Origin of the sequence: Rahnella victoriana, assembly GCF_004330295.1 — a bacterium.
Lineage (GTDB): Bacteria > Pseudomonadota > Gammaproteobacteria > Enterobacterales > Enterobacteriaceae > Rahnella > Rahnella victoriana.
In genome coordinates this window covers 79,628-91,957 of sequence record NZ_SJOJ01000022.1, presented here as the reverse complement: position 1 = coordinate 91,957, position 12,330 = coordinate 79,628, and the positions used below count along the sequence as shown (strand labels likewise).

The following is a 12,330-nucleotide window of genomic DNA, read 5'->3' as shown; positions in this document are numbered from 1 at the left end:
GTTGGGGTGGGGTATTAAGGTCAAATTCAATAAGTTGAAGTGTGCTTTAGCAAGGTTTAGCCTTAAAACCCCCTCCCGACCTCCCCCTTCGCAGGGGGAGGAGCAATAAAACCCGCCTGAGATTTAGTATGGGAGGAGCAAGGAACCTCACCCGAGATTTAGCATGAAGCCGCACTCAGGTTCATCTTGCCCATCATGATTTCTTTTCTGACTTTAATTCCCGCGATAGGTCGAGAAACCGTAAGGGCTGACAAGCAGAGGGATGTGATAGTGAGGCACTGAGCCATCGGCTTTAAAAATAACCGGGATTTCCGGGAAAAATGAAGCGGTATGATGTTTTTCAAACCATTCGCCGGTTTTAAACGTTACCCGATAATTACCTTTCTCCATCACATTTTCATTGGGATACAGCGCCGGAATTCGTCCCTGCTCATTGGTCACGCCACTGCTCAGTTGCACCCATTTGTTACCTTCCTGCTTCTCAAGCGATACGCTTACCCCCTGTGATGGCAGTCCGTTTTGCAGGTTCAGAACGTGGACGCTAAGAGGGTTTGCTGCAAAGGCAGAGGTCAGACACAGCGCATTGATAATACCGGCGAGTAATAATTTCTTTTTAAACATATGTTCGTCCTTTTGAACTCAATGTTATTTGTTAATAACGCAGAATATTTGGCAGAGGTATATTTAGGTTTTTCTCATCACAGACATGAGAAAGTGCAAAATATCCTCTGTCCTGACGAAACAAAGTCTACTTATTACTGGCTAACCTGAGGATGACGGGTTAATGACATTTTTGTAATAATTCAGAGTCGGACGCCAAAAGATAACGCCCTCCGCCTCAAAACCCGTCAGCCCCACATCAAAACCGCATTAACTGTCTGAATTCCTTCACCTTGCTCCTGCTCACCGGCACTTCAAAATCCAGATCACTTAAGCGCAAAATATAGGTGTTATTAAACCACGGCACGATCTCGCGGATTTTCGACAGATTCACGCAATATGACCGGTGACAGCGAAAAAAATGCTCTTCCGGCAGGCGGTTGCATAATTCGGTGATATTCATCGGCATGGTGAATTCTTCTTTGCGGGTGTAGACCTGCGTGACTTTTTCCTGCGCGGCGGCGTAATAAATATCATTGATGTCGGTGACGATTATCCGCTCATCTTTGATCAGATTGATGCTGTGACTGACGCGCGGCGTATTGCCCGCGACGGGCGTGATGCCTTCCTGTTTATCGCCCGGCTCCTTCACCGCCAGCTCTTTATCGCGACGAAAATGCATCTCCAGCTTTTGCAGCATGGTGACGATACGTGACTCGTGATAAGGCTTGAGAATGTAATCAAACGCCTCGATTTCAAAGGCTTCGGCGGCGTGTTCCTTATATGCCGTGATGAACACGATATACGGCTTATGCGCGAACTTACTGATGTTCTGCGCCAGTAAGACGCCATCAAGGGAAGGGATGCTGATATCGAGAAAAATCGCGTCCACTTCATGCGATTGCAGGTATTTGAGCACGTCCAGCCCGTCATCAAAGACAGCGTCGATGGTGATGCTGCTGTGCGTATTGATCAGATAACTCAGCTCTTCCTGAGCCGGTACTTCATCTTCGACGATAATTGCTTTCACTGAATTATCTCCCTGGTGCGATGGCCCGAAAGGCGGGCGGGTAAATCAAAAGGCGTTCTGCGGGTCAGGCGATTTTGCTCTCAGGGGCTTGTGTGACCTTCGCAGGCGCATGGGTAATCACAAACGAAATATCGGTGCCCGGCTCAAGACGGCGGATCGTCAGACCCTGGCCGTACAACAGCGAGACACGGTGGTGCACATTCAGCAGGCCGATTTTATTGCCCGGCATTTCATTGCGCGCCACGCGGTCAATGGTTTCCTGATTAATGCCGTGGCCGGTGTCTTTCACGGAAACCTTAATGCCTTCGGCCTGATGTTTCACCGAAATCACCACCACGCCTTTGCCGCTGCATTTCTGGATGCCGTGCACGATGGCGTTTTCCACCAGCGGCTGGATCAGCAGGCTGGGGATTTTCACCGAAATATCATCATCAATGTCATAAATCACCGTCAGTTTGCTGCCAAACCGCGCCTGTTCGATGGCGATATAATCCTGTACCTGATGCAGCTCTTTGCGCAGATCAATCAGCTCGTCATTCAGTTCCAGGTTATAACGCAGATAACGGGAAAGGTTGATGATCAGCTGGCGCGCCACGTCAGGACGTACGCGGATTGAGGATGAAATGGCATTCAGCGCGTTAAACAGAAAATGCGGGTTTATCTTGCTCTGCAATGCCCGCATCTCGGCTTTGTTGGCCATCTCGCGCAACTGTTCCGTGCGCGACACTTCCATCTGCGTCGACATAATCTGCGACAGCCCGATCGCCATCACTTTCAGCGAATAGGTGATGCGGTGCGGGTCGCAATAATAAATTTTCAGCGAGCCGGTCACTTCGCCTTTTTCCCACAGCGGGATGATGATCAGCGAGTGGATCTGCGGCGTGCGGTGCATTTCGTCATTGTTTTTGACGGTGATCTGGCCGCTTTCCAGCGTGGCTTTGGTGATGTCGCTGAGGGTTTCATGGCCGATATTGTATTCTTCCGCGCCCACACCGACGTACGCCAGAATGTTTTTGGTGTCGGTAATGGCTACTGCATCGGCGTCGATATCCTCGCGGATAATCCGGCAAATGCTGGCCAGAGAGTCGGCGTTAATATTACGGCCCTCGATATTACGGAAATAGGGCAGCGTTTTATTGGCGATATCCAGTGCCAGCCGTGCCTGCCGGGCGGCGATCACCTCTTTTTCATCCTCGACACTTTGTACCAGCAGCACGATCAGACCGATGGAGCTCGCCCCCAGGATCAGCGGGGCGGCGATATTCATCACGATATCCAGCCCGAGCGAAAACGGCCGCGCCATCAGCAAAATCAGGATCATGGTCAGCGTTTCACACAACATCCCGGCGATAATGCCGACTTTCCAGTGCAGCGTTTTTTTGACTTTTTTATTGATGTAGCCGGAGAGGAAACCTGCGGTAATACTGGTGATCAGACAGGGGATGGAGGTCGGCCCGTGAATGTCGATCAGGAAACGGTGGGTGCCTGAAATCACGCCGGTAATGATGCCGACCCACGGCCCGAACAGGATGCCGCCGGACATGATGGCGATGGTGCGCACGTTAATCAGCGACCCTTCGACGTTTATCCCGGACAGCGTACCGAAAATGGCGAACAGCGAGAAAATGGCGGTGACCGCCGTCAGTTCCAGCGGCGTGTGGGTCTCATTTTCTTTGTGCAGCAGTTTACGGAACAGCGGGGTCCGCGTGAGGAAAAACAGACAGATGAGCATCAGCGCCGCACGGTCAAAGACCGCCAGCAGCATGTCGAACATGTGAGGCATGGCAGATTTAACTCTTTGCACGCTTGAAAGATAAGCATGCCAAATGGATTCAGCGGTTATTATATGTAAAAGGTCAGACTTTCACCATCGGCACACACAGGAGCACATTCCGACATGATTTCGTTATCCACGCCGCGGCTGATCATGCAGCCCCTCCAGGCTGACGACTGGGCGTTTTTCTTGCGGCTGTACCAGACTCCGGACGTTATGCGCTTTATCGGCGATATTGAAACGCACGCGCAGGTTCACAGCCGGTTTGAACAGCGTCTCGGTAACTGGGATCGCTACAGTGATTTCTGGCTGTGTTTGCTGATCCGCGAAAAAGAGACCGGCGCGGCGGTGGGGCTGACCGGCTTTTTCCCGGACTGGCGGCCGTATAAGCAGGGCGAAGTCGGCTTCATTCTGGCACCGGAACATCAGCGCAAAGGCTATGCGGTGGAATCCCTGCGCGAAGTGCTGAACTTTGCGTTTGACCACTGCGGCTTTCACCGTTTGCAGGCTAACGTGCTGGAAGGCAACGAGGCGTCGCGCCGCGTGCTGGAAAAGTGCGGGTTTCAGATGGAAGGCCGGTTGCGGGACAGCTACCGCATTGGCGATGAGTGGAAAAACGACTGGCTGCTCGGACTGCTGGCGACCGATCCGCGCCCGTAGAAAAAAAAGAGTGCTCACTCTCTCGACAGTGCTTTTCCCCTGCGTTATGTTCGTTGAAGGCCGTTCCGCGGCCAGCGTCGCTCGGACGGTCCGGGCGCTTACGTATCCCAGAGGAAATTATGGCTGATTCCAGTTCACCCCGTCGTTTTTCACGTATTGATCGTCTTCCCCCTTATGTTTTCAACATTACTGCTGAGCTGAAAATGGCCGCCCGTCATCGTGGCGAAGACATTATCGATTTCAGCATGGGTAACCCTGACGGCCCGACACCGCCACACATTGTGGAAAAACTGGTGCAGGTGGCGCAGCGTGAAGACACTCACGGTTACTCGACCTCACGCGGTATTCCGCGTCTGCGTCGCGCGATTTCCCGCTGGTATGCCGATCGTTATCAGGTGGATATCGACCCTGAAAGCGAAGCTATCGTCACCATCGGTTCGAAAGAAGGGCTGGCACACCTGATGCTGGCGACCCTCGACCACGGCGATACCGTGCTGGTGCCTAACCCAAGTTATCCGATCCACATTTATGGCGCGGTGATTGCCGGTGCGCAGGTGCGTTCCGTGCCACTGGCCGAAGGGGTGGATTTCTTTGCTGAGCTGGAAAAAGCCATTCGCGAAACCATTCCGCGTCCGAAAATGATGATCCTCGGCTTCCCGTCCAACCCGACGGCGCAGTGCGTGGAACTGGATTTCTTCGAGCGCGTGGTGGCACTGGCCAAACAATATAACGTGCTGGTGATCCACGATCTGGCGTACGCCGATATTGTGTATGACGGCTGGAAAGCGCCTTCGATCATGCAGGTGCCGGGCGCAAAAGACATCGCAGTGGAATTCTTCACGCTGTCGAAAAGTTACAACATGGCGGGCTGGCGTATCGGCTTTATGGTCGGTAACCCGGAGCTGGTCAGCGCGCTGGCGCGCATCAAAAGTTATCACGATTACGGCACCTTCACGCCGTTGCAGGTGGCGGCGATTGCTGCGCTGGAAGGCGATCAGCAATGCGTGAAAGACATTGCCGAGCAATATCGTCAGCGCCGCAACGTGCTGGTGCGCGGTCTGCATGAGGCGGGCTGGATGGTGGAAAATCCGAAAGCCTCGATGTACGTCTGGGCTAAAATTCCGCCAGCTTATGCGCATTTAGGTTCGCTGGAATTTGCCAAACGCCTGCTGGCCGACGCCAAAGTGTGTGTGTCGCCGGGCATTGGTTTCGGTGATTACGGCGATACGCACGTGCGTTTCGCGCTGATCGAAAACCAGGACAGGATCCGTCAGGCCGTGCGTGGCATTAAAGCGATGTTCCGCGCCGACGGCTTGCTGCCACCGAAAAAAACGGCAGGCGAACCGCCGGTGGAACAGGATCCGGCCAGCCTCGCGTAATACGCCGTCAGACAACCAGACCGGGCACACGCCCGGTTTTTTTATAACATTAATTTAACTTCTTTACTTTCGCGGCCGCATTTATCCACAAAGTCTGCGCATTTCCTTCCTATACTCAGGGCAATATTCCTGTTTTTTCACGCTATTCTCCGGCCAGGGCATCACTCATGAAAACCCGTTATTCGCTGTCTCAGATCAGCCTGCACTGGGCGACGCTGCTGATGATTATTCTGACCTACACGGCGATGCTGACCCGCGATTATTTTCCGGAAGACAATCAGCCGCTGGTGCGTCTGCTGCATTTTAATTTCGGGATTTGCGTCTGGCTGCTGATGTTTGTGCGGGTGTATCTGCGCACCCGCCATACCACCCCGGTTATCACGCCGCCGCTGCCGCGCTGGCAGATTGCTGCCTCGCACGCGGTGCATGGCGTGTTGTATCTGCTGTTTCTGTCATTGCCGGTGCTGGGCGTGCTGATGCTGGAATTCGGCGGGCGGGACTGGTATCTGTTCGGCTGGCACGTGCCGCAGTTTGTCACCCCCGATCCGGCGGTGCGCCGTACGGTGAGAACTGCCCATGAATTTCTGGCGAGCTGCGGGTATTACCTGATTGGCCTGCATGCGCTGGCGGCGATTTATCATCATTACGTGCGTAAAGATGACACCTTATTGCGCATGACGCCGGGAAAGTAAGGCGGGAATTCACCGGCAGAACGCCTGCCGGTGAAAGTTGAGAGATTATTCTTCGCTGAGATTGTAATGGATCACGCGACGTTTGCCGTTGATCTGGATATCCGCCCATTTGCGCGGCACCGGCTTCACCTCGCCATTGCGCAGGGCGGCGTTCAGCGCCGGTTTCTCCTTATCGTCATAGAGATAAAGTTCACCCGCCTGCGCCCATTTTGCGTCATGCCGGACATAAATACGGCAGTTCGCCGACGCGCTATCTAACGTATTACATAAGAAAATTTCTTTCTGTTTATCGCCGTTCAGATCCAGCGTATTGACGATACACGCGCCGTGCAGGCTGAGACAGTCGCGCAGCGTGTTGGTGTATTGCTCAAGCTGCGGCAGGGTGTTCCACCAGCCGTCATCCGGCGACGTGGCACCTTTCGCCAGCACTATCATCTTTTTGGCGTCTTCCACCCGATAACTCTTGGTCAGTGCGGCGGAGTCTTTATCGCTGTACGCCCCCCAGCGGGATGTCAGGCTGATCATGTTTTTCAGTATCACCAGCAGCCGGGGATCGCCGGTAAAGGCCGGATGCTGTTGCAGTTTCACCAGCGCCTCGTTGCCACGGCGTCCGGTGTCAAAACGCAGCATCTTCAGATCGACATCCTTCGCCAGCGTTTTGCCGCTGTCGAGGCGCGCGATCTGACTGTTCACACTGATCCGGTACGGATCGAGCAGCGGGCTGTTGGCCGCGATCAACAGAATGACCACCAGCAGCGACAACGGCTTATTGAACTGGGTAATTCGTGGCAGCCAGTCGGGGCGCTTATCGATCACCGAGAAGCTGTAGCAAAGCGCGGCGACCAGCGTGACGATGATAACCAGCACGGCCCACAGACGTTGTGGCGTCCAGCCGTACTGCGACACGCGCAGGCCGGTGGCATACAGCGCCAGCGCGGCATACACCGGCAGCAGCAGAACTGCCGCATTGACCAGCAGACGGATCGCCCGCGGATACGGCTTTTCAGCGTGATCGGTTTCACGCACCACGTTAACCAGCAGCAAAATGCTCAGCGCCATGGTGGTCAGCAAACTGGCCGCAGACCAGGCTTGCGACAGCACCGTCAGGCCGGTGAACGGCAGGGCGAACAGGAAAATCAGCGCCACAAATGCCACCAGCGGCAGCAGACCTTTGAGAATAAAACGGATCACATTGCGGGTGGTATTCATCAATGCCGGTTGCGTCCGGCAGGTGATGATACTGATGCCCAGCAGCACGCCGTACACCAGATTCATAAACAGCGGCGTATCGAAAAACAGCTCGTGGAAATATTCAATTCCGATCACCCGGAACAGCGCGGCACACAACGCCATCACGCCGATGGCCAGCAACATCATCAGAAGAGTCAGCAAGGCGCACAGCGTATTCTGGCTGTAACAGGCGGAAAGATTGGCGTAACGGTAACGGCTTTCCGCCGGGAACGCCTGCACCTGTAGCCACGGCAGTACAAAAAAGACCAGCAACACCAGCGACAGATTAAACGGCATCATCACCGAATCGGTCGTCGTCCCGCTGATATTGCTTTTCGCCCAGGCTGCCATCCCGGCCAGCAGCAGGGTGAGAAGCGCCATTCCACCCCAGAACCGGCGGTCATTGAGATGCGTGACAGACAACGAAATCAGCACCGGTAATGTTAATGCCATAGTCTGGCCGTAAATATTGTGGGAGAAACTTGCGAACCCCACCGGCGCGAGATCGGAAAAGAAGTAATGCAGCAGGAGCCCCTGGAGCAGGCAAATCGCAAAGATTACCCAACGTGCGGGAACGGGCAGGTGCGGCATGGCGCGACCCGCTCTGTTGAACTGAGACATCCGTGACTCTCCAAAAATGTAAGAGGACATGTTGTTAAAAACTCATGCCAGTGTAGTGGGTTCCGGCCTCCGGTGCAGAAAACTCTTCATCAGCGCGGTGTCCGTGTGATGTGAGCGTCTCCCATAACTGGCAAAATCAGCGGCAGTCACTAGGCTTAGTGATCAGATGGAGAAAGTCGAGGTGAAAATGGCAGAACACGAACTGAAAGAAAAACGCATTGAAATTGTTAAGAATTTCTACGCCAAACTGGATCAGGCTGACGCGTCATTACTGGATCTTTTTGCCGAAGATGTGGTGCTGTTTTTTCCGAAATTTGGCACCGCGCAGGGCAAGACTTCTTTAGGAGAACTCGGTAAACGTTTTGCGCTCGAAATCGACAAAATCCAGCACATTCAGGATGCATTTCAGTTTCTGAGTGACGGAGATGTCATTGTACTGGAAGGGCAGATGCGCGGCGTAATGCAAAACGGCGACCGCTGGCCGACATCGGAAGCCGGCAGCCATCATTTCTGTAGCGTCTTTGTCTTTGACGATCTGCTGATCAAGCGGGTGAGCATTTATCTCGATCCTGACTTTAATCTCGAGGATAAAAAGCGGGTGAACAATTACCGTCAGGTGGTGAAAACGGAGGAAAACAAAACCTGAGGTTGCCGGAAAAAAGAAGGGAAGCGGCGTCAACCCGCCACTTCCCTTCGCCAGTCACTTTCCTCTTTAACGAGGCGTGTGGTCCTGACGTGATGTGTAAAAGGTCAGTCCTGCAGCACTGAAGAGCAACATGACACTCAGCCCGAAAGCGCTCTGCCAGCCAAGGTTATCAAACATAATGCCTCCGGCTGTCGAACCCAACGCAATGGAAAGCTGGACGACGGCGACCATAAGTCCACCTCCTGCCTCGGCATTCTCCGGCAGCGTACGCGCGACCCATGTCCACCATCCGGTTGGAGCCGCTGTTGCAAGCATTCCCCAAACCCCCAAAAGCAGCGTAACAAACCAAACGTTATGTGCGGTTAGCATTAACGTCCCGGCGAGGGTAGCCATAAGAAAAGGGATGGCAACCAGCGTCTGGTAAAACCTTGCGTTCAGGAATGTGGCAACGATCAGCGTGCCAGCAAAACCCGCTACACCTATGGTGAGCAGAATCAGGGATAAGCCGGATGTATTGACCCGGGTGATGGTCTCCAGAAACGGGCGTACATAGGTAAATAACGCAAACTGCCCCATAAAAAATAATCCACAAGCCAGCATGCCAGTTGACACTACAGGGCGACGTAACAATCGAAAAACCCTGCCGCGTGTCTGATGTCCTTTGTTACCCGCCATGTCAGGCAGGCTAAACCATTGCCAGATGAAGGCAACTGTCGCAACAGGAACCAGGCACAAGAAGGCTCCGCGCCAGCCGATGGTTGCGCCAAGATAGCTGCCAAGCGGCGCCGCTACGACAGTCGCAAGTGCATTACCGCCATTAAAAATGGCCAACGCCCGGCCTACCTTGTGTGAAGGTACAAGGCGAATGGCCGTTGCTGCAGACATTGACCAGAATCCACCGATAGCAATACCAATCAGGGCGCGCCCTGACATATAAATCAGATAGTTTGGGGCCAGTGCAATGATGATCCCCGATATTGCCATCAGTACCGTCATCCCCAGCAAAAGATATTTACGGTTCACATTACCGGCAATGTTTGAAATGGTCAGACTGGTCAGGACCGCCAGAGCACCTGAGATAGCGATTCCCAGTCCGGCCTGCCCCTGCGTTACGTGTAAATCCCTGGCTATAGGTGTCAGCAGGCTGACCGGCAAAAATTCCGATGCAACCAGTACAAAAACGCACAAGGTCATGGCAAAAATTCCACTCCAGTGTGCGTGTACTTTATCATGTGGTGTTTTAAGGCTCAGTGTGGACATATTGTCAGCATCTCTACATATCATCCCGACCTGCTCAGGCAAACCAGTGAAGGCCGTTGTTCATGGAATAACGATTAAAAAAGGGAGGAAAAGAAGTGTTCTCTGTGGCAGCTGGCGGGGCTGAGGTCAGAATTAAAGCCACCTGTCTGGTACAGGCAGCTTTTTAAATGTTTATATCTTAATGAATTATTTTAAGCTGGTTTTGAAAAACTGCTCAAACCTGGCGAAAGGTATTTTACCGGCGACGTTGTCGTATAAATCAACATGATTGGCGCCCGGCACAATCACCAGTTCTTTCTCTTTACTGCCAACCGCTTTAAATGCATCTTCTGCAAAATAGCGCGAATGCGCATTTTCACCCGTAACGATCAGCGCAGGGATGGTGATTTCATTTGCATAGCTAAGCAGAGGCATATTCATAAACGATAAGGGGGTAGTCGCAGTCCATGCGCCAGTAGAGTTAACTGAGCGCGCATGGTAACCGCGCGGCATACGATAATAATCAAAGAATTCTTTCAGTATCGGGTTGGGATCCGCCGGTAAAGTTTCCGGTAAAATACGTTCAGAAGTACTGACCTTGCCGTGCTGATCAACATAAATATCATGGCCTGCATGGGCGGGAGTCCCGTTTTCTGCATCCTTCCAGCGTTGCTCGTTCAGATACTGCAATACGGCACGCCGATCGGCGGTTGAATACCGGTCTTTTCCGTCTCCAACGCCATGCCCCATTGCCCGGCTCATGTCGTACATAACGCTGGTCGCCACCGCTTTAACACGTGTATCCATTGCTGCTGCATTCAGCGCCATCCCGCCCCAGCCGCAGATGCCCAGCAGACCGATGCGGTTGCGATCCACCTCTTTTTGTAATCCAAGGAAATCTACCGCAGCACTGAAGTCCTCGGTATTGATATCCGGAGAGGCAACATTGCGCGGATAGCCGCCGCTTTCACCGGTATAAGAGGGATCGAATGCCAATGTCACGAACCCTTTTTCCGCCAGTGTTTGGGCATACAAACCGCTGGATTGCTCTTTGACCGCACCAAAGGGGCCACTTAATGCAATAGCAGCAAGTTTGCTGTCTCCACGTTTTTTAGGAATGTACAGATCACCGACCAGCGTAATTCCGTAACGGTTCTGGAATGTCACCTTCCGGTGATCAACTTTATTGCTCTCAGCAAAGGTTTTGTCCCATTTTTCTACCATCGAGACTGGGGCATTCGGGTTGATTGTATCCGCGTGACTCATTGTTGTGACTCCACTTAATGTCGTAAATAGCAGCATTGCAGGTATCGCGGCTGTCAGTTTTCTGGCGAAAACATTCATAAAAAAGTCCCCTGAAAAACGATGTGTAGGTACAGGCCTCATACGGACAACACTGCAGTGTCTGGTATCGATAGGGGGTATTATAGTCAGCATAAATAGTGCTGATTAGTAGGCGATCACTGCTAGAATTAATACCAAATTGTTATATATAGACGGCAAGGACACAGTGATGGCAAAACGGGAAAACTATAATGAGCTTTATCTGTTTATGCAGGTCGTGCGCGAAGGCAGTTTCACTGCTGCGGCGCACCGGCTTGGACTTGCGCAATCGGGGGTCAGTCGTTCTGTTCGCGAACTTGAGGAGAGGTTGGGTGTACAGCTTCTGGTTCGTACCACGCGCAGGTTATCGCTGACACAGGCTGGTGAGCAACTTTACCAGACGACAGAGTCTGGATTTGATGCGTTAAATACGGGGCTTGCCACACTCGCACATTATCGCCAGACCCCTTCCGGCACGGTTCGTATCAATGCCAGCCAGCATGCTATTGATAAAGTACTTCTGCCCAGGCTCGCGATATTTAAACAACGTTACCCGGACATCAGGCTGGAGCTGATCAGTGAAAGCCGGTTCGTCGACATTATTGCCCAGAGGTTCGATGCTGGCATACGCCTTGGACCCGAAGTAGGAAACGGCATGATAGCGGTACGCATTACACCCGATATGGAGATGGCTGTTGTTGCCACATCCGAACATTTTCGTCGTTACGGGTTTCCACAAACCCCGGCTGATTTAGTGGCACATCCCTGTATTGCCTATCAGTTTGCCGATGGCAGTTTGTACGCCTGGGAACTCAATCAGGATGAGAAAAAAGTGACGCACCAGCCGCAGGGGCAGTGGGTTTTTTCTGATAGCTATATGGAAGCAGAAGCCGCCAGGCTAGGTCTGGGGCTGGCTTATGTTCCTGAGGAGCTGGTTTGTGATGATTTAGAAAGTGGGAAACTTATCAGAGTATTGCCGCGTTACAGCCAACGTCTGGAAGGTTCATACCTCTATTATCCTCATCGCAATGTGTCACCCGCGTTGAGAATAGTGATCGATGCACTAAAAATCTGAAGATTGATTATGCCGCTAGCCTCTGAACTCCGGCATGATAAGTTGAGTCATATCTGCTTCT

Annotated in this window: 11 protein-coding genes; 5 read left to right on the top strand and 6 right to left on the bottom strand. The window is 52.7% G+C overall.

Features of this window, described 5'->3' with window-relative positions:
• Window positions 1–213: 213 nt before the first annotated feature.
• The 3 genes from uraH to EYY67_RS18120 form a co-directional block, all read right to left on the bottom strand.
• Window positions 214–621 (bottom strand): hydroxyisourate hydrolase, encoded by a 408-nt coding sequence (uraH, locus tag EYY67_RS18130; RefSeq protein WP_131694054.1) that lies wholly within the window; start codon window positions 619–621, stop codon window positions 214–216.
• A gap of 238 nt (window positions 622–859) precedes the next feature.
• A complete protein-coding gene (locus EYY67_RS18125; protein ID WP_095922950.1) occupies window positions 860–1,630 on the bottom strand; it encodes a LytR/AlgR family response regulator transcription factor in 771 nt (256 codons plus the stop codon).
• A 64-nt stretch (window positions 1,631–1,694) separates the two neighbouring features.
• On the bottom strand, window positions 1,695–3,413 hold the full coding sequence (locus EYY67_RS18120) for a sensor histidine kinase (protein WP_119822632.1): 1,719 nt from the start codon (window positions 3,411–3,413) through the stop codon (window positions 1,695–1,697).
• Window positions 3,414–3,527: 114 nt separating this feature from the next.
• On the opposite strand from EYY67_RS18120, the gene EYY67_RS18115 reads away from it, so the two are divergent.
• The 3 genes from EYY67_RS18115 (at window position 3,528) to EYY67_RS18105 (ending at window position 6,135) form a co-directional block, all read left to right on the top strand.
• A complete protein-coding gene (locus EYY67_RS18115) occupies window positions 3,528–4,064 on the top strand; it encodes a GNAT family N-acetyltransferase (protein WP_119822631.1) in 537 nt (178 codons plus the stop codon).
• Window positions 4,065–4,183: 119 nt separating this feature from the next.
• Window positions 4,184–5,443, top strand: a complete 1,260-nt coding sequence (gene alaC, locus EYY67_RS18110) for an alanine transaminase (RefSeq protein WP_119822630.1) — start codon at window positions 4,184–4,186, stop codon at window positions 5,441–5,443.
• A gap of 167 nt (window positions 5,444–5,610) precedes the next feature.
• Window positions 5,611–6,135 (top strand): cytochrome b, encoded by a 525-nt coding sequence (locus tag EYY67_RS18105; protein ID WP_131694053.1) that lies wholly within the window; start codon window positions 5,611–5,613, stop codon window positions 6,133–6,135.
• Between the two features lie 45 nt (window positions 6,136–6,180).
• Here the strand turns inward: EYY67_RS18105 and EYY67_RS18100 are convergent, their stop codons facing one another.
• A complete protein-coding gene (locus tag EYY67_RS18100; RefSeq protein ID WP_131694052.1) occupies window positions 6,181–7,986 on the bottom strand; it encodes a DUF4153 domain-containing protein in 1,806 nt (601 codons plus the stop codon).
• Between the two features lie 187 nt (window positions 7,987–8,173).
• On the opposite strand from EYY67_RS18100, the gene EYY67_RS18095 reads away from it, so the two are divergent.
• Window positions 8,174–8,632, top strand: a complete 459-nt coding sequence (locus tag EYY67_RS18095) for a nuclear transport factor 2 family protein (protein ID WP_095925191.1) — start codon at window positions 8,174–8,176, stop codon at window positions 8,630–8,632.
• Window positions 8,633–8,698: 66 nt separating this feature from the next.
• Here EYY67_RS18095 and EYY67_RS18090 read toward each other — a convergent pair whose 3' ends face one another.
• Both EYY67_RS18090 and EYY67_RS18085 read right to left on the bottom strand, forming a co-directional pair.
• Window positions 8,699–9,892 (bottom strand): MFS transporter, encoded by a 1,194-nt coding sequence (locus EYY67_RS18090; RefSeq protein WP_095925190.1) that lies wholly within the window; start codon window positions 9,890–9,892, stop codon window positions 8,699–8,701.
• Between the two features lie 186 nt (window positions 9,893–10,078).
• Entirely contained in the window at window positions 10,079–11,215 is a 1,137-nt protein-coding gene (locus EYY67_RS18085; protein WP_095922944.1) for an alpha/beta hydrolase, read from the bottom strand.
• A gap of 169 nt (window positions 11,216–11,384) precedes the next feature.
• On the opposite strand from EYY67_RS18085, the gene EYY67_RS18080 reads away from it, so the two are divergent.
• Window positions 11,385–12,269: a LysR family transcriptional regulator gene (locus tag EYY67_RS18080; RefSeq protein ID WP_095922943.1), complete on the top strand. Its 885-nt coding sequence runs from the start codon at window positions 11,385–11,387 to the stop codon at window positions 12,267–12,269.
• The last annotated feature ends 61 nt before the right edge of the window (window positions 12,270–12,330 follow it).

Bases quoted from the DNA above. Each gene is read 5' to 3' on its own strand.
- EYY67_RS18095 (WP_095925191.1), top strand. From the start codon at position 8,174: ATGGCAGAACACGAACTGAAAGAAAAACGCATTGAAATTGTTAAGAAT.
- EYY67_RS18115 (WP_119822631.1), top strand. From the start codon at position 3,528: ATGATTTCGTTATCCACGCCGCGGCTGATCATGCAGCCCCTCCAGGCT.
- EYY67_RS18105 (WP_131694053.1), top strand. From the start codon at position 5,611: ATGAAAACCCGTTATTCGCTGTCTCAGATCAGCCTGCACTGGGCGACG.
- EYY67_RS18085 (WP_095922944.1), bottom strand. From the start codon at position 11,215: ATGAATGTTTTCGCCAGAAAACTGACAGCCGCGATACCTGCAATGCTG.
- EYY67_RS18080 (WP_095922943.1), top strand. From the start codon at position 11,385: ATGGCAAAACGGGAAAACTATAATGAGCTTTATCTGTTTATGCAGGTC.
- uraH (WP_131694054.1), bottom strand. From the start codon at position 621: ATGTTTAAAAAGAAATTATTACTCGCCGGTATTATCAATGCGCTGTGT.
- alaC (WP_119822630.1), top strand. From the start codon at position 4,184: ATGGCTGATTCCAGTTCACCCCGTCGTTTTTCACGTATTGATCGTCTT.
- EYY67_RS18090 (WP_095925190.1), bottom strand. From the start codon at position 9,892: ATGTCCACACTGAGCCTTAAAACACCACATGATAAAGTACACGCACAC.
- EYY67_RS18100 (WP_131694052.1), bottom strand. From the start codon at position 7,986: ATGTCTCAGTTCAACAGAGCGGGTCGCGCCATGCCGCACCTGCCCGTT.
- EYY67_RS18120 (WP_119822632.1), bottom strand. From the start codon at position 3,413: ATGCCTCACATGTTCGACATGCTGCTGGCGGTCTTTGACCGTGCGGCG.